Here is an 18,406-nt window from a genome sequence, read left to right on the forward strand (position 1 = left end):
CATCAAGGCACAGGCAATCGGAGTCACCATGGCTGACCGTCACGATTACGTGGCCCTGGAGTGGGTCAAGGGCGAAATAGCCGGAACCCTCACCGGCGCGCGCGAGGCGCTGGACACGTTCGCCGCCAGGCCTGATGACATGGCGGCGATGGACGCGTGCCTGGACCTCATTCACCAGGTTCATGGCAGCCTGCAGATGATTGAATTCTACGGGGCTGCGCTGTTTGCCGAGGAAATCGAACAGCTGGCGCTGGCTCTCAAGCAGGGCCATGTCGCCCAGGAAAACGAAGCGATCAAACTGTTGGGTCAGGCCATGATCCAGTTGCCGGTCTATCTGGAGCGTGTGCATTCGGCCCGCCGGGATCTGCCGCTGGTAGTGCTGCCGCTGCTCAACGATTTGCGCAGCGCCCGGGGCGAAAGCCTGCTCTCGGAAACCAGCCTGTTTTCACCGCAATTGCTCAGCGTTGCCCCCCTTGATGCTGAAGCATTGGCGGAGCGTGACAGCCCGGAGCTGCCTGCAAAGCTGCGCAAGCTGCGACAGACATTGCAAACTGCGCTGGTCGGGTTGCTTCGTGATCAGGACGTGCAGACCCAGTTGGGCTACATGAGCAAGGTTTTCGCCCGGCTTGAGACGGTATGCGAGGACGCGCCGCTTGAGCCGCTCTGGCGCATTGCTTCGGCGCTGGTCGAGACCATGGCCGCAGGGAACTTCGCCAACAGCCCGGCGCTGCGCAGTCTGTTCAAGGATGCCGACAAGGAGCTCAAGCGTCTGCTGGAGCAAGGCATTGAAGGGATCAACCAGCCGGCACCCGACGAGCTTCTGAAAAGCCTGCTGTTTTACATCGCCAAGTCCGACAGCGAAGCGCAAAAAATGACAGCGTTGAAGAACCAATACGCGCTGGGCGATGCCTTGCCCCACAGCGCTATGGTCGCTGAAGAGCGCGCACGCATGGCCGGGCCCGATCGCGATGCCATGCGCTCTGTCATCGTCGCCTTGTGCGATGAGCTGGTGCGCACCAAGGAGCGGCTCGATGTGTTCGTGCGAGGAAATCGCCAGCATGTCAGCGAGCTGACAGCACTCTTGCCTCCGTTGCGGCAGATAGCCGACACCCTGGCGGTACTGGGGTTTGGTCAGCCGCGCAAAGTCATCATCGATCAAATGAGCGTAGTGCAGGGCATGGCCCAGGGGCAGCGCGCGCCCGACGACGCCACGTTGATGGACGTCGCGGGTGCGCTGCTTTACGTCGAGTCGACCCTCGCCGGCATGGCCGGAACCGTCAACCAAAGCAGCCCTGAAGAAAGCCGTCTGCCGACTACCGACCTTAGCCAGATTCATCAGCTGGTTATCAAGGAAGCGCGCATCGTCCTGCAACAGGCCAAGGACGTGATCGATGATTATGTCGACGGTGAACTGGACCGTACCCGCCTGCAGCCGCTGTCCGAGCAGTTGGTGCAAGTGCGTGGCGCCCTTGCGATGATCCCGCTGACCCGGGCTTCCGGGCTGCTGGCGGGCTGTAACGAGTACATCATCGAGCACTTGCTGGTTGACGATGCGAGACCGGCGACTTCGCATCTCGATCATCTGGCCGACGTGATCATTGGTGTCGAGTACTACCTTGAGCGCATGGGCGAAGACCCCGAAGCGCCCGGCGAGCACGTGCTGGATCTGGCCCAGGAAAGCCTCGCCAGGCTGGGTTACTCTCCGGCACCCGAGGCGCTGGACGTGCCGGTGCTCGAAGAAGTCATCAGTGAGCAAGAGCTTCAGGCGCTGCACGAGCGCCAGGCGCTGGTAAGTCCGAGCCAGACCATCGCGCAGGTGTTGGCCAGCCCGTTGTCGGCAGTAAACCCGCCGGCGCGGAATATGCCGACGAGCTTGCTGCCGCCGCCCAAGGGCGAGCAGGCGATAGACGAGGAGCTGCGGGAGGTCTTCCTTGAAGAGACTGACGAGATGCTCGAAGCATTGGGCGAGTATGTCCCGCGCTGGCACGCCGACCCCGGCAATCTCTCGGCGCTGAGCGAGATCCGCCGTGCGTTTCATACACTCAAGGGCAGCGGCCGGATGGTCCGCGCACTGATTCTCGGCGAACTGGCATGGTCTGTCGAAAACCTGCTGAACCGGGTGCTGGAGGGCAGCGTCGAGTCTGATGCACGGGTTCAACAGCTGCTCGCGGACGTACGGGCGTTGCTGCCGGAGGTGATTCGCGATTTTGCCGAAGACAATCAACGTCAGCGTGACGATGTTGACCAGCTCGCGGCACAGGCTCATGCCCTGGCGCAGGGTCAGGCAGGCGAAATCGAGTCAGCGCGCCGGCCCGATGACGAAGCAGGGTTCGATCCTCAGCTGCTTGAGATATTCCGTCAGGAAGCCCGGACTCATCTGAATACCGTAGGCCGTTATCTGGACGCGGCGCAGGATGCCGCTGCGCCGATCTTCAGCGACGACTTGTTGCGTGCGCTGCATACGCTCAAAGGCAGCGCATACATGGCGGGCGTCCTGCCTATTGCCGAGTTGGCCAGCCCGCTGGATCAATTGGTGCGCGAGTACAAGGCCAACCTGATTGCGGTCGGCCAGCCTGAAATCGATCTTTTGCGTGCTGCCGAGCCCCTGTTCATAAAAGGGCTGACCCAGCTCGCTGTCGACCCGCTGATGCCGATCGAAGGCGCCGCCGCGCTGATCGAACAGGCGCATCAACTGATCGACCAGGGCATGGCCGATGCGTTGAGTGCCGACAGCAATGGCCTGCGTACGCGCCGTGATCCGCAGTTGATCGCCAGCTTTCTGACTGAAGGCATGGACATCCTGCTGGATGCCGATACGTTGCTCAAAGACTGGCGCCAGCACCCTGGCCAGCGTCAGGAACTGAACGCGCTGCTCGACGAGCTGACCACGCTCGGGCACGGCGCGCATATGGCCGGGCTGCCCCAGGTCGACGAGCTCTGTGAAGCGCTGCTTGACCTGTATGGCGCAGTCGAGGAAAGCAGCCTTGTGGTCAGCGAGCGGTTTTTCGATGAAGCCGAGAGCGCCCATGAGGCGCTGATCAGCATGCTTGATCAGGTCGCGGCCGGGCAGGATGTGCAGTCTTGTCCCGAGCGGGTGAGGGCCCTGCGCGCGTTGCTCGCCGAGGCGCTTGACCCCGGCGCTCTGGGTTTGATCAAAAGCGAAGGCGGGCGCGCGATCAGCATCACTGAGCTGGAAGAAGTCACGGAGCACAACGCTCAGCCTGTTCAGCCGACCAGCGATGATTTTGATCAGGAGATCGTCGACATCTTTCTGGAAGAGGCGGTGGACATTCTCGACATCGCTGGCCCTGCCCTGCAGCGCTGGCTCGACGATCCAGACAACTCCTTGCCTTTGTCATCGTTGCAGCGTGACCTGCACACCCTCAAAGGCGGCGCGCGCATGGCCGAAATCGGGCCGGTGGGCGACCTCGGCCACGAGCTGGAATCGCTCTACGAAGGGCTGCTTGACCGGCGCTGTGGTTACTCGCCCCAACTGGCCGATCTGCTGGTGCACAGTCACGATCATCTGTCGCTGATGCTTGAGCAGTTGCAGCATCATTCGGTGTTGAGCAGCCCTGCCTCGTTGATCGAAAAAATCCGCGAATTCCGCCAGCGCAACTGCTACTTGCTGCCCAATGACGGCGCCACGCGCAATGTCAGTTCGATGATTCACTCGCTGGACGAGCGTGATCCGCAGCTGCTGGAAATCTTTCTCGAAGAAGCCGACGACATTATCGAGAGCAGCAGCGCAGCGCTGGTGCGCTGGCAGGCTGACCCGCAGAACATGCTGGAAGTCCAAAACCTGCTGCGCGACTTGCACACGCTCAAGGGCGGCGCGCGCATGGTGGAGATTGCCCCCATTGGCGATCTCGCCCACGAGCTGGAAGCCTTGTACGAGGGGTTTTCGGCGGGCGCGCTAAGAAACAGCGCGCTGCTGAACGGTCTGCTGCAGAGCGGCCATGACATGCTGGCCGACATGGTGGATGCCGTTCGCGGCTACGAGCCACTGCCCAATCCGGCGCTGTTGATCGAGAGCATCGGTCACTACACCTCATTCGGCGCGGCCCGTGAAACCGTCGAAAAACCCCAGCCGCCGACACCGGTGCAAGCCCCTGCGGCCGATCCGTCGGGCATCCTGACCGAGGCGGAAGGCGAGCGCACCGGTCCGGAGATGATCAAGGTGCCCGCCGAGCAGCTGGAAGATCTGGCGAACCTGGCGGGCGAGACGTCGATATTCCGAGGCCGCGTCGAGCAGCAGGTCAGTGACGCTCAGACCACGCTGGCCGAGATGGAGACGACCATCGAGCGGATGCGCGACCAACTGCGCCGGCTCGACATCGAAACCCAGGGCCGCATCCTCAGCCGCGATCATCACGTTGACCGGCATGGTTACGAAACTTTCGATCCGCTGGAAATGGACCGCCATTCACAACTGCAACAGCTTTCGCGTGCGCTGTTTGAATCCGCATCCGACCTGATGGACCTCAAGGAAACCCTCGACACCCGTGCCCACGAGGCCGAGACCCTGTTGCTGCAACAGGCGCGCGTGAACACCGACCTCCAGGAAAGCCTGATGCGCACGCGCATGGTGCCGTTCGAGCGCATGGTGCCGCGGCTGCGTCGAATCGTCCGCCAGGTGTCAGGCGAGTTGGACAAAAAGGTCAAGTTTGACGTCGTCAATGCTGAAGGCGAGATGGACCGCAACGTGCTCGAACGCATGGTCGCGCCGCTGGAGCATATGCTGCGCAACGCCATTGATCACGGCCTGGAAAGTGTCGAGGAACGCTTGGCCGCCGGTAAGCCCGAGTGGGGGCATATCACACTGAGCCTGGCCCATGAAGGTGGCGATATCGTCATCGAGATGCGCGACGACGGCGCGGGTGTTGACTTCGAGGCCGTGCGACGCAAGGCGATCAAGCGCGGCATGATCAGTCCGGACGCCGAGCTGAGCGAACACGACATTCTTCAATTCATCCTGCGGGCAGGGTTTTCCACCGCCGAGAACATCACGCAAATATCCGGGCGCGGTGTCGGTATGGACGTCGTGCATGCCGAGGTCAAAGATCTGGGTGGTTCGATGGTGATCGATTCAACGGCGGGAGAGGGCGCGCGTTTCCGTATCCGCTTGCCGTTCTCGGTGTCGGTCAACCGTGCGTTGATGGTGCAGTGTGGCGAGGAGCAATACGCCGTGCCGTTGAACAGTATCGAAGGCATCGTGCGCGTGATGCCCGTCGAGCTGGAAGCCTGCTACCGATCCACGCCGCCGCGTTACGAGTACAGCGGGCGAACCTACGAACTGCGCTATCTGGGGGAGCTGCTTAACAATGGTCAGCCACCGAAACTGAGTGGTCAGGCCCAGACCCAGCCGCTGCCGGTTCTGCTCGTTCACGTCCATGATCAATGGATCGCGGTGCAGGTAGACGCGCTCGCCGGCTCGCGGGAAATCGTAGTCAAAAACCTCGGTCCGCAGTTTTCTGCTATTCCGGGGATCGCGGGCGCGACCATTCTGGGTGATGGCCGCGTGGTGCTCATTCTCGACCTGTTTGCGCATATCCGCCGCTTCCACGCCAATCTGCTTGCATTGCAGTTTGCCGGTCAGGTACCGGTGCGTTACGTCGAACCCGAACAGGCGCGGCCACTGCTGGTCATGGTAGTGGATGACTCCGTGACGGTACGCAAGGTGACCGGGCGCTTGCTGGAGCGCAACGGCATGAGCGTGTTGACGGCCAAGGATGGAATTGATGCCCTGGCCCTTCTGCAGGAGCACACCCCTGACGTGATGCTGCTGGACATCGAGATGCCGCGCATGGACGGCTTCGAGGTCGTCACTAAACTGCGCAGCGATGAGGCGCTGAAGCATTTGCCGATCATCATGATTACCTCGCGATCAGGTCAGAAGCACCGTGACCATGCCATGGCCCTGGGCGTGAACGAGTACATGAGCAAGCCTTATCAGGAAGCCGCTTTGCTTGAAAGCATTGCCCGCTGGAGCCACGCGCATGTCTGATACCAACACGCAGACCGCACGCCTGACCAGCCTGACCGGGTTACTCATCCCGCTCAGCGACCGGCATCTGTTGTTGCCCAACGTCGCGGTCGCCGAACTGATTGACTACCAGGACAGCGTTGCTGATCCCTCGGCACCCAAGTGGTACCTGGGACCAATCAATTGGCGGCATCGCAGCTTGCCGCTGCTCAGCTTCGAAGCCGCCTGTGGCAGCCGCGCCCGCGTGGGTGGACGTGCACGCATCGTCGTCCTCAATGCCCTTGGCGGCCGGCCGGACCTGAAATTCATTGCCTTGCTGACACAAGGCATTCCACGCTCCTGCAAACTCGACAGCCAACTCAGCTACGTCGACGTGCCGCTGACCGAGCTGGAACTGGCTGCGGTGCAGGTAGGCGACACTGTTGCAAACATCCCGGACCTTGTGGCGCTGGAGGAGTGGTTGGTGGATGCGGAGCTGGTGCAGGTGACGCCGAATCTTTAAGCGATTTTCCGTCGCTCAACGGTCGCACCGGCTTACGTCCGATACAGCCCCCCGTGGGAGTCGCAGGGGTGGCGCTTTCCTTGCTCGTGAAGACCGCATTTCAGCCGCTGGAAAGTTGGCGGCCGTCCCGGCCTATTCGCGAGCAAGCTCGCTCCCACATGAGCGGCGCGCTGTCATCGATCCATCCGGTGATGCAGAACCCTCAAGACCTGCACCTGATCCCCCTTTACCCGATACGGCGCCACATACGGGTATCGACCTAACACCAGCTCCCTGACGCCCGGGAATTCCGATGGCCGGCCCAGCCCACTAAACGTCCTCAATGACTCCAACTCACCAAGCACGTCAATCACGATTCGGTTGGCGACTACCGAGCCGCATATCGTCGCGTAATATTCATGTATGCCCTCTAGATCACTCTGAGCCTTGTCAGTCAGGGCTATTGTCAGCACGCTTCACCCATCCAGCTCGCACAGATTCGATGTCAGTAAGGTTTCCTGCTTCGGCATCCGCAATGCCGTCAGAAATATCCCTTATCTGGCGCATCTCGGATTCCAGGTAACGGCTCAACGCCTGCTGGAGGTGGTATTGCCGATCACGCCCAGTGGCGCTGGCCAACTGATCCAGTGTTTGCAACGTTTCTTGATCGGCTTGGAATGACAGGGCCGTCGATGACATGTGATCTCCGTGGGCTCGAAAAGCGTAAATATCGCTTTCCAAGGTAGGAGTCTGGGTCGAAAAAGGCAATTCAGGTACTTGCGACATTGGGGTTCGCACTTCCGTTTTGTGAAGCAGGCAGTTTAATCAGTTGACTCATGTTGATTGCGGTACATGTATATCGCTTTGCTCCCCAATCCCTTCTGGACGATGAGCCGAGTAAACTGCATATTCGGCTCATTCAGTGAGCCGAATAACATTGCTAATCGGCTCACAACCTTTCGAGGCGTCCCGTGAAACAATCAAAAATCTGGATTTGGCAGCACCCCAAATGGCCGTCATTTTCCTGGGATGTAGATGCCATTTCACCTCTCTTGCGCGCCTGTACGCGCGCTCAGGGCCAATTGCTGGGGATGATTGGGGCGTCAGGGACTGACGCGAATGTCGAGCGCGAGCTGGATGCGTTGCTGCAGAACGTCATTACCTCATCGGCCATCGAAGGTGAACAGCTGAACGTGGGGTCGGTGCGTTCTTCTCTGGCAAAGCGGCTCGGGCTCACCTGCGATGAACGGGTCACTGCGCGCAGTGAAGGTCTGGCGGAGCTGATGTTGGATGCCATCCAGCAACACGACGCGCCGCTGACGTTTGAACGGCTGATGCACTGGCATCGGTTGTTACTCCCTGAGCCGAGCGCCCTGACGACATACCCCATCCGGGTCGGGATGCTCAGAGGGCCTGAGCCCATGCAGGTCGTGTCGGGTCGTATCGACCGGCCCGTGGTGCATTTCGAGGCCCCTGCTCGCGAAGGCCTGGAGCAAAAGCTTGATGGCTTTTTTTACTGGTTCAACAGCAGTCGCGCCGATCCCACCCTCGACCCGCTGATCCGCGCGGGCATCGCGCATTTGTGGTTCGTGACGCTGCACCCCTTCGACGACGGCAACGGACGCTTGGCCCGTGCAATCACGGATCTGGCCATGGCCCAAGGCGAACATCAGGCCATACGCTTTTACGCCATGTCCGCGAGCATCCTCGTCCGCCGTCAGGACTACTACCGAATTCTGGAACGGACCCAGCGTGGTGACCTGAACATCACCGAGTGGCTCGTCTGGTTCTTACAGACCTTGCTCCACACGCTTGAGCTGGCCATACAGCGTATCGAGCGAGTGCTGGCGAAGGCTAGATTCTGGCAAGCCCATCGGGATGACGGGCTATCTCCCGAACAGACCAAGGTGCTCAATCGGTTATTGAATGGCGACCTGTTGTCGGAGAAGCCCGACGCGGGTTTTACCGGTGGCATCAGCGCCGCTCAATACCAGGCAGTCGCCAAAGTCAGTAAAGCCACCGCCACCCGGCATCTTCATGACCTTGTGGAAAAAAGCTGCCTCCTGAAGCTTCCGGGCGGAGGGCGCAGCACGCGCTATCAAATCAACTGGCCTGCGTGATCGTTACTCTCAGCGTAACGATTGCCCCGTCTGCTTGATTGATGCTTCACCGGAAGCCCTCCTAATCTGACCCACGACAGCGAACTCGTGGAGTCAGCATGACCACAACAACCAAACTTGACCCGCGCTGGTCGCGTCGTCGCACTGAAAAGCTGCGGCGGCTCGACCTGGTGCGTTCCTTCGCCGATGGCGTTGTACTGCCAAGCGACAAAATTGTTGCCGCGCTTGAGGCGTTGATCGCCCCGGGTGATCGCGTGGTGCTTGAAGGCAACAACCAGAAGCAGGCTGACTTTCTCTCACGTTCGCTGGTCAAGGCAGATCCCGCCAAGCTCCACGATCTGCACATGATCATGCCCAGCGTCGGCCGTGCCGAGCATCTGGACCTGTTCGAGCGCGGCATCGCCCGCAAGCTGGACTTTTCTTTCGCCGGCACCCAGAGCCTGCGCATCAGTCAGTTGCTGGAAGACGGGCTGCTGGAAATCGGCGCGATTCATACCTACATCGAGCTTTACTCCCGGTTGCTGGTCGACCTTATTCCCAATGTGGTGCTCTCGGCCGGCTTCATGGCCGACCGAGCCGGCAACATCTACACCGGCGCCAGTACCGAAGACACACCCGCGTTGATCGAACCCGCTGCGTTCAGCGATGGCATCGTCATTGTCCAGGTCAACCAGTTGGTGGACGACGTGAGCGACCTGCCACGCGTGGACATCCCGGCGTCGTGGGTCGACTTCGTGGTCGTGGCGGACAAGCCGTTTTACATCGAGCCGCTGTTCACTCGCGACCCGCGCCACATCAAGCCGGTGCACGTGTTGATGGCGATGATGGCGATTCGCGGGATCTACGAGAAACACAACGTTCAGTCGCTCAATCACGGCATCGGCTTCAATACCGCGGCCATCGAGCTGATCCTGCCGACCTACGGCGAGTCGCTGGGCCTCAAGGGCAAAATCTGCCGAAACTGGACGCTGAATCCGCACCCAACGCTCATTCCTGCCATCGAAAGCGGCTGGGTCGAAAGCGTGCACTGCTTCGGCACTGAGTTGGGCATGGAGAATTACATTGCCGCGAGGCCTGACGTGTTCTTCACTGGGCACGACGGCTCGATGCGCTCCAACCGGATGATGTGCCAGTTGGCCGGGCAGTACGCCGTGGATCTGTTCATCGGTGCCACGCTGCAAGTCGACGGCGATGGCCATTCCTCTACAGTCACGCGCGGGCGACTTGCCGGCTTCGGTGGTGCGCCAAACATGGGCCACGACCCGCGCGGCCGACGTCATGCCACCCCGGCCTGGCTGGACATGCGCCAGCAAAGCGGCGACGGACCTGATGCTTATCTTGAACGCGGTAAAAAGCTTGTCGTGCAGATGGTCGAGACCTTTCAGGAGGGCGGTAAACCCACCTTCGTCGAAACCCTCGACGCCGTGGAGGTAGCGAAAAAGAGCGGCATGCCGCTGGCGCCGATCATGATCTACGGCGACGACGTGACCCATTTACTGACCGAAGAAGGCATCGCGTATTTGTACAAGGCGCGCAGCTTGGAGGAGCGTCAGGCGATGATCGCTGCGGTCGCGGGAGTGACCTCCATCGGCATGCGGCATAACCCGAAAGACACCGCTCGCATGCGCCGCGAAGGCCTGATCGCACTGCCCGAAGATCTGGGCATTCGCAGGACCGACGCCAGTCGTGAACTGCTCGCAGCCAAGAGCGTCGCCGAGCTGGTGGAGTGGTCCGGTGGCCTCTACAGCCCTCCGCCAAAATTCAGGAGCTGGTGATGCGCGCGCATAAATTCGATGTCGCACTCAGCGCCCCCGCCGGATCGGCGTTGCTGTCGGACCGACTGGCTGATCTGGCAGTCGACGCACTGATTGATGAAGCCGATCTTTCGCCGAAACCGGCGCTGGTGGATCGCCGCAGCAGCGGCGCCCACACCGATCTTCATTTGGGCCTGATGCACGCCTCAGCGTTGTCGTTGTGGCCTGTGTTCAAGGAGATGGCCGATGCTGCCACCTCCATCGGCGAGGTCAACCCGCAGCTGCGTGAAACCATTGGGCGCTTTGGTCGCGAAGGCGAAGCGGCGATGCTGCGCACCACTCACGGGGTCAACACCCATCGCGGGGCAATCTGGGCGCTGGGTTTGCTGGTCACCGCGGCGGCGCTGAATCCTGATGATTTTTCGTCTGCCGGGCTGTGCCAGCGTGCAGCGCATCTGGCGTCGATCAGCGATCGTCATCAGCCCGTCACCGTCAGTCATGGCCGAGCCGCTACGCAAAAGTACGGCGCGAAAGGTGCGCGGGAGCAAGCGCAGATGGGTTTTCCTGCCGTGACCCAGGCCGGGTTGCCGCAGCTCGCACGCAGTCGCGCCGCCGGGCATGGCGAACAGAACGCACGACTGGATGCCCTGCTGGCGATCATGAGCACGCTGACCGACACCTGTGTGTTGCATCGGGCGGGGGAAGAAGGCCTGCAGGCCATGCACAACGGCGCGCAGCAGGTGCTGGCCGCAGGCGGCAGCGCGACCCTGGGCGGGCGACGCGCGCTGAACCAGCTCGATCAACGCTTGTTGAGCCTGAATGCCTCACCCGGTGGCGCGGCCGATTTGCTGGCCGCTTGCCTGTTTATCGATAGCCTTGAGCCTGCGCTCGGCGATGTGATGAGGAATATCTGATCATGGAAACCCTGTCTTTTGAATTTCCCGCCGGGCAGCCGCCTTTGAACCGTGCGCTGGTGGGTTGCGTGGGCTCCGGCGATCTGGAGGTGCTCCTTGAACCGGGCCTGCCGGGCAAGCTGACGATTCAGGTGGTGACGTCGGTCAACGGCAGTTCGGCGCGCTGGGAAAACCTGTTTCAGCGCATGTTCGAGGAGCAAACGCCTCCCGCACTGAGCATCGACATTCACGACTTCGGCGCCACACCAGGGGTGGTCCGACTGCGCCTGGAGCAAGGGTTCGAGGAGGTCGGTCATGACTGACAGCGCACTGCTTCTGAAGAAACACAGTTTCGTCGAACTCGGCGCCCGGCAACGCGCTCGTGCACTGCTGGATGCCGGCAGTTTTCGTGAGCTGATCGACCCCTTCGAGCGTCTGGTCTCCCCTTGGCTGGCCAAGCAAGGTGTGGTGCCACAAGCCGACGATGGGGTGGTCATCGCCAAAGGCACGGTTGATGGAAAGCCAGTCGTGATTTGCGCCATCGAAGGAGGCTTTCAAGGCGGCAGCATGGGTGAGGTTGGCGGCGCAAAAATGGCCGGCGCACTTGAACTGGCTGCTGAAGACAATCGCAAGGGCATTTCGACCGCAGCGGTTCTGCTGCTGGAAACCGGCGGCGTCCGCTTGCAGGAAGCCAATCTCGGTCTGGCCGCGATTGCCGACATTCACGCCGCCATTGTTGATCTGCGTCGTTATCAACCGGTGATCGGCGTCGTGGCCGGCAGCGTGGGTTGTTTCGGCGGGATGTCGATCGCGGCGGGGTTGTGCAGCTATCTGGTGGTCACTCAGGAAGCGCGTCTGGGCTTGAACGGCCCGCAGGTCATCGAGCAGGAAGCCGGCATTGAAGAGTACGACTCACGTGACCGGCCGTTTATCTGGAGCCTGACCGGAGGTGAGCAACGTTTCGCCAGCGGCCTGGTGGATGCTTTTGTCGCTGATGACATCAGCGCCATTCAGCAACAGGTGCGGACCTTGCTGCACAAGGGTAAACCCGAGTTGGAGCGCAGCAGTCGATACGCCTGGTTTCTCGAACGTCTGTCGCAAGTGGACACTGCTCGCCAGATAGAACCCGCGACCGTGCGCAGCGTGTACCAGGGAGATCGCTCATGAGCACTTATTCACTTCGTGGCTTGAACTGGTTCAATGCGCTGGCCGCCAATGCCTCTGAAGCCACTGGGCTCCCGGCGTCGGTCAAAGTCGCCGACGGCACGCTCGGTGATCGTCCGGCACGTTTCGTTGCAGTGGTTGCCGACCCTGCGAACCGCTTTTCACGCGCGCAGAGCGGCGAGGTGGGCCTGTTCGAAGGATGGGGGCTGGCACAGGCTGTGGACGGCGCCATCGAGCTGGATCGGGACAGTGGCAGCAAACGCACGCTCGTCGCGATCATCGACGTGCCCAGTCAGGCCTATGGCCGCAGGGAAGAAGCGCTGGGCATTCATCAAGCACTGGCCGGCGCCGTTGACGCTTATGCTCGGGCGCGCCTGGCCGGGCATCCGGTGATCGGTCTGTTAGTCGGCAAAGCAATGTCCGGGGCTTTCCTCGCCCATGGCTATCAGGCCAATCGGTTGATTGCCCTGCGCGATCCGGGCGTGATGGTTCATGCAATGGGCAAGGCGTCAGCGGCGCGGGTGACTCTGCGCAGCGTCGAAGAACTGGAAAAGCTCGCCGCCAGCGTGCCGCCAATGGCTTACGACATTGATAGCTACGCCAGCCTCGGCCTGCTTTGGGAAACCTTGTCCGTCGAGCAAATTGAACAACCCACAGCGTCGGATCTCAATCGCGTTCAGGACTGCCTGATTGCAGCGGTCAAAGACACGCTGGCCGGCGCCAATGATCTGAGCTCACGCCTTGGTGCGCCGAACCGTGCGGCGTCGTCGAAAGTCCGCGAACTGCTGCGGGCGCAGTGGTAATGAGCACTGTCGAGTCGCTGCTGCCTCACGATTTGTTGTGGGGTCTGCCGGCGTCTGCGTTGCCGGTCAACGCACCAGCGTGGGTGTTCGAGGTCGTTGGCCTGGGTCATCCGGTGGTGGTGCGCCGCGCCCGTGTCGCGGCAGGCTTGGTGGCGGTGGGCGTGCGGGGTCGGTCGCGGGATCAGCGCTACGCCACGCATATGAAACTCGACGAGGTGCAACGGCGCGTGCGGCCTGAAGCGTTGAACGCCATGACGCCTGACGCCGACTGGCCGGCCTTGCGCGCCTTGCAGCAAGTCCGTCCACTGATGGAAGCGCTCGGCCTTCCATGGGGCGTGGCGGGCAGTGCCGGCTTTGAACTGGCCAGTGGCGTCCCAGTGTTGCATGCAGGCAGCGACCTCGATCTCATCCTGCGCACCCCGAATTTTATTGACCGCCAGCACGCCGCGCGTTTGGTCGAGCAGTTGGCTGGCGCGGTGTGCCGCATCGACCTTCAGCTGCAGACTCCGTTGGGTGCAGTGGCGCTGCGCGAGTGGGCAGGACCGTCACGCCAGGTGCTGCTCAAAACCGAAGACGGCGCACGGCTTGTGGATAACCCTTGGCTTGTGCAGGTATGCGCGGCATGAGCAGCTTCTGGGCGTTTCCCGGTCAGGGCGCGCAACAGCCGGGCATGCTCCACGGGTTGCCGGATCATCCCTTGGTTGCGCAGTGCCTGGCAGAGGCGAGCGCTGTGTTGAATGAAGATGCCTTGACCCTCGACACCGCTGCTGCCCTGCAATCTACCCGCGCCGTTCAGTTGTGTCTGTTGATCGCCGGCGTGGTGTGCGCGCGGGTGTTGCTGGCCGATGGAAGCACCCCTGACATGGTCGCGGGTTTGTCGATTGGCGCTTATCCCGCAGCGGTCATCGCAGGGGCGCTGGGTTTCTCCGATGCCGTACGGCTGGTCGCGCTGCGGGGCGAGCTGATGCAACGCGCTTATCCACAGGGCTACGGCATGACTGCGCTGATCGGGCTCGACCAACCCGCGGTCGAGTCGCTGATCGCTCGAATTCACAGCGATGAGAGCCCGGTCTATCTGGCCAACATCAACGCTGATAACCAGTTTGTGGTTGCCGGACGCGACGAAGCCATGGCGGCTGTCGCTGCGCTCGCGAAAGAGCAGGGTGCCGCAGCGGCCAAGCGACTGGCGGTCAGCGTACCGTCCCATTGCGATTTGCTGGCAGAACCTGCTCGCACGCTTGCCGATGCGTTTGCCAGTGTTTCTCTGAGCGCACCGACACTGAAGTACCTCAGCGGCAGCACGGCGCGGCCGATGCTCAGCGCCGACAAGGTGCGCGACGATCTGGCGTTCAACATGTGCCGAGTCGTCGACTGGCGCAGCACGGTGCAAACCGCGTACGAGCGCGGCGCGCGGCTTCAAATCGAGCTGCCGCCGGGCACCGTACTCACCGGCCTGGCGCGCCGCGTTTTTGAACAGGGCACGGCCGTTGCCTATCAGGGCGCCCGTCTGGACACGCTCAGCGCACTGTCGCGAGAGGAGGAACGCCGCCACCCATAAACCGACAGCTGCTTTCGAAGGAACACAAAAACAACAACTTCGACGATGCAATTTGAGGATAAAAACAATGGTGATTTACGGCGTTGCGTTACTCGCAATCTGCACCCTCGCCGGGGTGATTCTTGGTGACTTGCTCGGTGCTCTGCTGGGCGTCAAATCCAACGTGGGCGGCGTCGGGATCGCGATGATCCTGCTGATCTGTGCGCGCCTGTTCATGCAAAAGCGCGGCGGCATGAGCGAGGGCTGCGAAATGGGCGTCGGCTTCTGGGGTGCCATGTACATCCCGGTCGTCGTGGCCATGGCTGCGCAGCAAAACGTTGTCACGGCGCTTAAAGGCGGGCCGATCGCGGTCATCGCGGCGGTGGTGTCGGTGGTGGTTTGTGGCTGCACGATCGCGGTCATTAGCCGCATCAATAAAGGCGAGCCATTGCCCAAAGAGGACGAACTCGCACATCCGCTGCCGGTGATCGCGCCAACTGTTTCGCCAGCAGGAGGCCGCTGAGATGTGGGAGCTCATTCAGAAAGACTTGATCAGCCAGGGCCTTGTGACCGCGTTTGCGGTGGTCGGTGTGGTGATGTGGATTTCGGTTGTTCTGTCAAAGCGACTGACTTTTGGGCGCATTCATGGTTCGGCCATCGCGATCGTCATTGGCCTTGTCCTGGCGTGGGTGGGCGGCACGATGACCGGCGGGCAGAAAGGGCTGGCGGACTTGGCGCTGTTCTCCGGGATTGGCTTGATGGGCGGGTCGATGCTGCGTGATTTCGCCATCGTCGCCACGGCCTTCGAAGTGCAGGCGACCGAAGCGAAAAAGGCCGGCTGGGTTGGCGCGTTCTCGCTGCTGCTCGGCACGTTGCTGCCGTTTATCGTCGGTTGCTGCGTGGCTTATGCGTTTGGCTACCGCGATGCCGTCAGCATCACCACCATAGGCGCGGGTGCGGTGACTTACATCGTCGGGCCGGTCACGGGCGCGGCGTTGGGGGCTACGTCGGACGTGATGGCGCTGTCCATCGCGACAGGTTTGATCAAGGCCATCCTGGTGATGGTCGGAACCCCGATGGCGGCCCGCTGGATGGGGCTGGATAACCCACGCTCGGCGATGGTTTTCGGTGGTCTGGCCGGGACTGTCAGCGGCGTGACGGCAGGTCTGGCCGCGACGGATCGTCGACTGGTGCCGTACGGCGCGCTCACCGCAACATTCCATACCGGACTGGGCTGCCTGCTGGGGCCGTCACTGCTGTACTTCATCGTGCGCGGTATTTTGGGCTGAGGCCCAGTGGCAGCATGTTGTCAGCGCAATTCCTCAAGGCCAGCCCGGACGATTGTCCGCCGCAAAACCTGTAGAGGCGCGCTTGCCCGCGAATGCTTGAGTTCGGACGAGGGAGATGCGTCGGTTGCACTGGCCTCCTCGCGGGCCAGCGCGCCTCTACAGGTGGAGGCGGCTCAGGCCTGGGCCAGCCGGTTCGAGTACATCCGGCACTCCGCGAGCAACGCCAGCAGGTTGGGGTCTCGCTCTCGCGCCTTCAGGAAGACCAGGCCAATGTGCTGTTGCATCCGGTACCTCGGCTGCAGCGGCACCAGGCGGACGCGGTTTTCATACACGGCTGCGATACGCCCCGGCAACAGGGCGTAACCCACGCCTGAGCTGACCATGCTCAGCAGCGTAAAGATGTCGTTTACCTGCATCGCTATCTTCGGTTCGAACCCCGCCTGCTGAAACACCTGCGCGCCGTCACGATGGGTGGCGAAGCCTTGGGTCAACGTGATGAAGGTCATCTCGCGGAGGTCGCTCAGGTCCACCTCGCTCTGTTGGGCGAACGGTGAGTCGGCCGGCGTGGCAAGAAAGATGTCATCGGAAAACAACGGCAGCTGATCACAGTCGGGGTCGCTCACGCTTTCGTTGAGCGACACCAGCGCGGCGTCCACCTCCATGTTTTTCAGTTTGTAGAAGAGGTCGATGTTGGAGCCCAGAATCAGATCGATGTTGAGCTCGCTGCGCCGGATTTTCAGGCCCATGATCAACTGCGGCACGGTTTTCACGGTCAGTGAATACAGCGCACCGAGCTTGAAACGCGCCGCTGAAAAACCGGCCGCCTGCCGGGTCTGCTCGATGGTGCTGAGCACGTCCTGCACCAGTTTCTGCGCCCTTTCCTCCAGCACATAAGCGCCTTCGAGCGGCGTGAGGTTGCGGCCCTCATGCTTGAACAGCGGACAACGCAGGGCGCTTTCCAGTGAATGAATCGCTCGGTGCACGCTGACCGTACTCGTCTGCAATTCCGCCGCCGCCCGTGCCAGATTGCCGGTTCGCATGAACGCCAGAAAGATTTCCAGCTTTTTGAGTGTGAGCTCTTCGTCGATCTGCATGGTGTTGGCCTGCGGCGGTTCTTGTTTTACGAGCGCCCGATTGTGCCGAAGTGATGGGCGAGTGACTGCATTAAATTCGCTCAACGCCGACACAATGCGTTGTCATCTCAGGCCATAAGCATGACCCTAGGTGCGTGTTGGGCCATACAGAGAGGCAGTTCTCGGATGTATTACGGAGAAAAATTCAACGCCTGGACCCATCTGGTCGGGGCGATTCTGGCGACGATCGGTGCGATCTGGATGCTCGTCGTCGCGACGATGACGGGTGATATCTGGAAGATCATCAGCGTTGCGGTGTACGGCGTGGCGCTGGTGCTGTTGTACAGCGCCTCGACGGTCTACCACAGCGTGCGCGGCCGCGCCAAAGTGCTCATGCAGAAGGTTGATCATTTTTCGATCTATCTGCTCATCGCCGGCAGCTACACACCATTTTGCCTCGTAACGCTGCATGGCCCCTGGGGCTGGACCTTGTTCGGCATCGTCTGGGCACTGGCGATCATTGGGATATTGCAGGAAATCAAACCCCGTTCCGAAGCACGGGTGATGTCCATCGTCATTTACGCCGTCATGGGCTGGATCGTGTTGGTTGCGGTAAAACCCCTGATGGCTGCGCTGGGCATGGCCGGGTTCGTGTGGCTGGCGTTGGGCGGCGTGTTCTACACCGTGGGCATTATCTTCTTCGCGTTCGACACCCGCGTCCGGCATTTCCATGGCATCTGGCACCTGTTCGTCATCGCAGGCAGCCTGCTGCATTTCGTCGCGATCACGCGCTACGTGCTGTGAGACTAGAAGGTCAGGCTGCCAAGGGCGCCGCTACGGATTCCGCGCCAGCCATGGCGTCTTGATTCGACGGAGAACGTGTAGGAGCGCGCTTGCCCGCGAAGGCGGCCGGTCAGCCATCATCGATGGTGCAGAGAAAATTGCATTCGCGGGCAAGCGCGCTCCTTCACTCCGATTGCGCCAGACACCGACGGCGCGCGCGCAATCCCTGCGCGGTTCGCCAGCAAGCCGGCTCCTACGGATCGGGGTATGGCGCAGGTGATGCGTCTGGCATGAGCCAAATATCGTGGCGTCACGCAGCTCGTGCATTTGACGCAAGATCACCTGAGCCGGCTTGCTGGCGAACGCGCCAGCCCAGCCAGGGTGATGGTGGATGTTGAAAATGGTTCGCCAGCAAGCCGGCTCCTACGGGTCGGGGTATGGCGCAGGAGATGCGTCTGGCATGAGCCAAATATCGTGGCGTCACGCAGTTCGTGCATTTGACGCAAGATGATTACCTGTAGGA

General features: G+C 61.4%; 16 protein-coding genes. 13 read left to right on the top strand and 3 right to left on the bottom strand.

The genetic code is table 11. The features are described 5' to 3' along the window. Positions 1-28: 28 nt before the first annotated feature. Together QRN48_RS12020 and QRN48_RS12025 are read left to right on the top strand one after the other, a co-directional pair. Positions 29-6,007, top strand: a complete 5,979-nt coding sequence (locus QRN48_RS12020; RefSeq protein WP_285350783.1) for an Hpt domain-containing protein — start codon at positions 29-31, stop codon at positions 6,005-6,007. Next, entirely contained in the window at positions 6,000-6,488 is a 489-nt protein-coding gene (locus tag QRN48_RS12025) for a chemotaxis protein CheW (RefSeq protein WP_285350785.1), read from the top strand. Before QRN48_RS12020 ends, QRN48_RS12025 begins: the two co-directional genes overlap by 8 nt. Positions 6,489-6,661: 173 nt before the next feature. Here QRN48_RS12025 and QRN48_RS12030 read toward each other — a convergent pair whose 3' ends face one another. Both QRN48_RS12030 and QRN48_RS12035 read right to left on the bottom strand, forming a co-directional pair. After that, positions 6,662-6,940, bottom strand: coding sequence for a type II toxin-antitoxin system RelE/ParE family toxin (locus QRN48_RS12030; RefSeq protein WP_285350786.1), 279 nt, complete (start codon positions 6,938-6,940; stop codon positions 6,662-6,664). Continuing rightward, entirely contained in the window at positions 6,918-7,253 is a 336-nt protein-coding gene (locus tag QRN48_RS12035) for a CopG family ribbon-helix-helix protein (protein WP_502944597.1), read from the bottom strand. The genes QRN48_RS12030 and QRN48_RS12035 overlap by 23 nt, the downstream gene beginning before the upstream one ends. 185 nt (positions 7,254-7,438) lie before the next feature. Here QRN48_RS12035 and QRN48_RS12040 point away from each other — a divergent pair, with 185 nt between their 5' ends. From QRN48_RS12040 to madM, 10 genes are all read left to right on the top strand, one after another. After that, entirely contained in the window at positions 7,439-8,587 is a 1,149-nt protein-coding gene (locus QRN48_RS12040; protein ID WP_285350788.1) for a Fic family protein, read from the top strand. A gap of 98 nt (positions 8,588-8,685) precedes the next feature. Further along, positions 8,686-10,362: a malonate decarboxylase subunit alpha gene (mdcA, locus tag QRN48_RS12045; protein ID WP_285350789.1), complete on the top strand. Its 1,677-nt coding sequence runs from the start codon at positions 8,686-8,688 to the stop codon at positions 10,360-10,362. Continuing rightward, positions 10,362-11,255: a triphosphoribosyl-dephospho-CoA synthase gene (locus QRN48_RS12050; protein WP_285350791.1), complete on the top strand. Its 894-nt coding sequence runs from the start codon at positions 10,362-10,364 to the stop codon at positions 11,253-11,255. Before mdcA ends, QRN48_RS12050 begins: the two co-directional genes overlap by 1 nt. 2 nt (positions 11,256-11,257) lie before the next feature. After that, the gene (locus QRN48_RS12055) at positions 11,258-11,557 is read left to right on the top strand and encodes a malonate decarboxylase subunit delta (RefSeq protein ID WP_285350793.1); all 300 of its coding nucleotides are present in this window, start codon (positions 11,258-11,260) and stop codon (positions 11,555-11,557) included. Next, positions 11,550-12,401: a biotin-independent malonate decarboxylase subunit beta gene (locus tag QRN48_RS12060; protein ID WP_285350795.1), complete on the top strand. Its 852-nt coding sequence runs from the start codon at positions 11,550-11,552 to the stop codon at positions 12,399-12,401. Before QRN48_RS12055 ends, QRN48_RS12060 begins: the two co-directional genes overlap by 8 nt. Beyond that, positions 12,398-13,201, top strand: a complete 804-nt coding sequence (gene mdcE / locus QRN48_RS12065; RefSeq protein WP_285350796.1) for a biotin-independent malonate decarboxylase subunit gamma — start codon at positions 12,398-12,400, stop codon at positions 13,199-13,201. The genes QRN48_RS12060 and mdcE overlap by 4 nt, the downstream gene beginning before the upstream one ends. After that, positions 13,195-13,827, top strand: a complete 633-nt coding sequence (locus QRN48_RS12070) for a malonate decarboxylase holo-ACP synthase (protein ID WP_285350798.1) — start codon at positions 13,195-13,197, stop codon at positions 13,825-13,827. Before mdcE ends, QRN48_RS12070 begins: the two co-directional genes overlap by 7 nt. Beyond that, the gene (mdcH, locus tag QRN48_RS12075) at positions 13,824-14,759 is read left to right on the top strand and encodes a malonate decarboxylase subunit epsilon (RefSeq protein WP_285350799.1); all 936 of its coding nucleotides are present in this window, start codon (positions 13,824-13,826) and stop codon (positions 14,757-14,759) included. The genes QRN48_RS12070 and mdcH overlap by 4 nt, the downstream gene beginning before the upstream one ends. A gap of 67 nt (positions 14,760-14,826) precedes the next feature. Further along, a complete protein-coding gene (gene madL / locus QRN48_RS12080) occupies positions 14,827-15,261 on the top strand; it encodes a malonate transporter subunit MadL (RefSeq protein WP_037018903.1) in 435 nt (144 codons plus the stop codon). A gap of 1 nt (position 15,262) precedes the next feature. After that, on the top strand, positions 15,263-16,027 hold the full coding sequence (gene madM, locus QRN48_RS12085; protein WP_037018905.1) for a malonate transporter subunit MadM: 765 nt from the start codon (positions 15,263-15,265) through the stop codon (positions 16,025-16,027). 173 nt (positions 16,028-16,200) lie between these two features. Here madM and QRN48_RS12090 read toward each other — a convergent pair whose 3' ends face one another. Beyond that, the gene (locus tag QRN48_RS12090; protein WP_037018907.1) at positions 16,201-17,121 is read right to left on the bottom strand and encodes a LysR family transcriptional regulator; all 921 of its coding nucleotides are present in this window, start codon (positions 17,119-17,121) and stop codon (positions 16,201-16,203) included. 165 nt (positions 17,122-17,286) lie between these two features. On the opposite strand from QRN48_RS12090, the gene trhA reads away from it, so the two are divergent. Beyond that, a complete protein-coding gene (gene trhA, locus QRN48_RS12095) occupies positions 17,287-17,904 on the top strand; it encodes a PAQR family membrane homeostasis protein TrhA (protein ID WP_285350801.1) in 618 nt (205 codons plus the stop codon). Positions 17,905-18,406: the final 502 nt, after the last annotated feature.

It is taken from the genome of Pseudomonas sp. ME-P-057 (assembly GCF_030208975.1).
Lineage (GTDB): Bacteria > Pseudomonadota > Gammaproteobacteria > Pseudomonadales > Pseudomonadaceae > Aquipseudomonas > Aquipseudomonas lutea.

Bases quoted from the DNA above. Each gene is read 5' to 3' on its own strand.
- QRN48_RS12020 (WP_285350783.1), top strand. From the start codon at position 29: ATGGCTGACCGTCACGATTACGTGGCCCTGGAGTGGGTCAAGGGCGAA.
- QRN48_RS12025 (WP_285350785.1), top strand. From the start codon at position 6,000: ATGTCTGATACCAACACGCAGACCGCACGCCTGACCAGCCTGACCGGG.
- QRN48_RS12035 (WP_502944597.1), bottom strand. From the start codon at position 7,253: ATGTCGCAAGTACCTGAATTGCCTTTTTCGACCCAGACTCCTACCTTG.
- mdcA (WP_285350789.1), top strand. From the start codon at position 8,686: ATGACCACAACAACCAAACTTGACCCGCGCTGGTCGCGTCGTCGCACT.
- QRN48_RS12050 (WP_285350791.1), top strand. From the start codon at position 10,362: ATGCGCGCGCATAAATTCGATGTCGCACTCAGCGCCCCCGCCGGATCG.
- QRN48_RS12055 (WP_285350793.1), top strand. From the start codon at position 11,258: ATGGAAACCCTGTCTTTTGAATTTCCCGCCGGGCAGCCGCCTTTGAAC.
- QRN48_RS12060 (WP_285350795.1), top strand. From the start codon at position 11,550: ATGACTGACAGCGCACTGCTTCTGAAGAAACACAGTTTCGTCGAACTC.
- mdcE (WP_285350796.1), top strand. From the start codon at position 12,398: ATGAGCACTTATTCACTTCGTGGCTTGAACTGGTTCAATGCGCTGGCC.
- mdcH (WP_285350799.1), top strand. From the start codon at position 13,824: ATGAGCAGCTTCTGGGCGTTTCCCGGTCAGGGCGCGCAACAGCCGGGC.
- madL (WP_037018903.1), top strand. From the start codon at position 14,827: ATGGTGATTTACGGCGTTGCGTTACTCGCAATCTGCACCCTCGCCGGG.
- madM (WP_037018905.1), top strand. From the start codon at position 15,263: ATGTGGGAGCTCATTCAGAAAGACTTGATCAGCCAGGGCCTTGTGACC.
- QRN48_RS12090 (WP_037018907.1), bottom strand. From the start codon at position 17,121: ATGCAGATCGACGAAGAGCTCACACTCAAAAAGCTGGAAATCTTTCTG.
- trhA (WP_285350801.1), top strand. From the start codon at position 17,287: ATGTATTACGGAGAAAAATTCAACGCCTGGACCCATCTGGTCGGGGCG.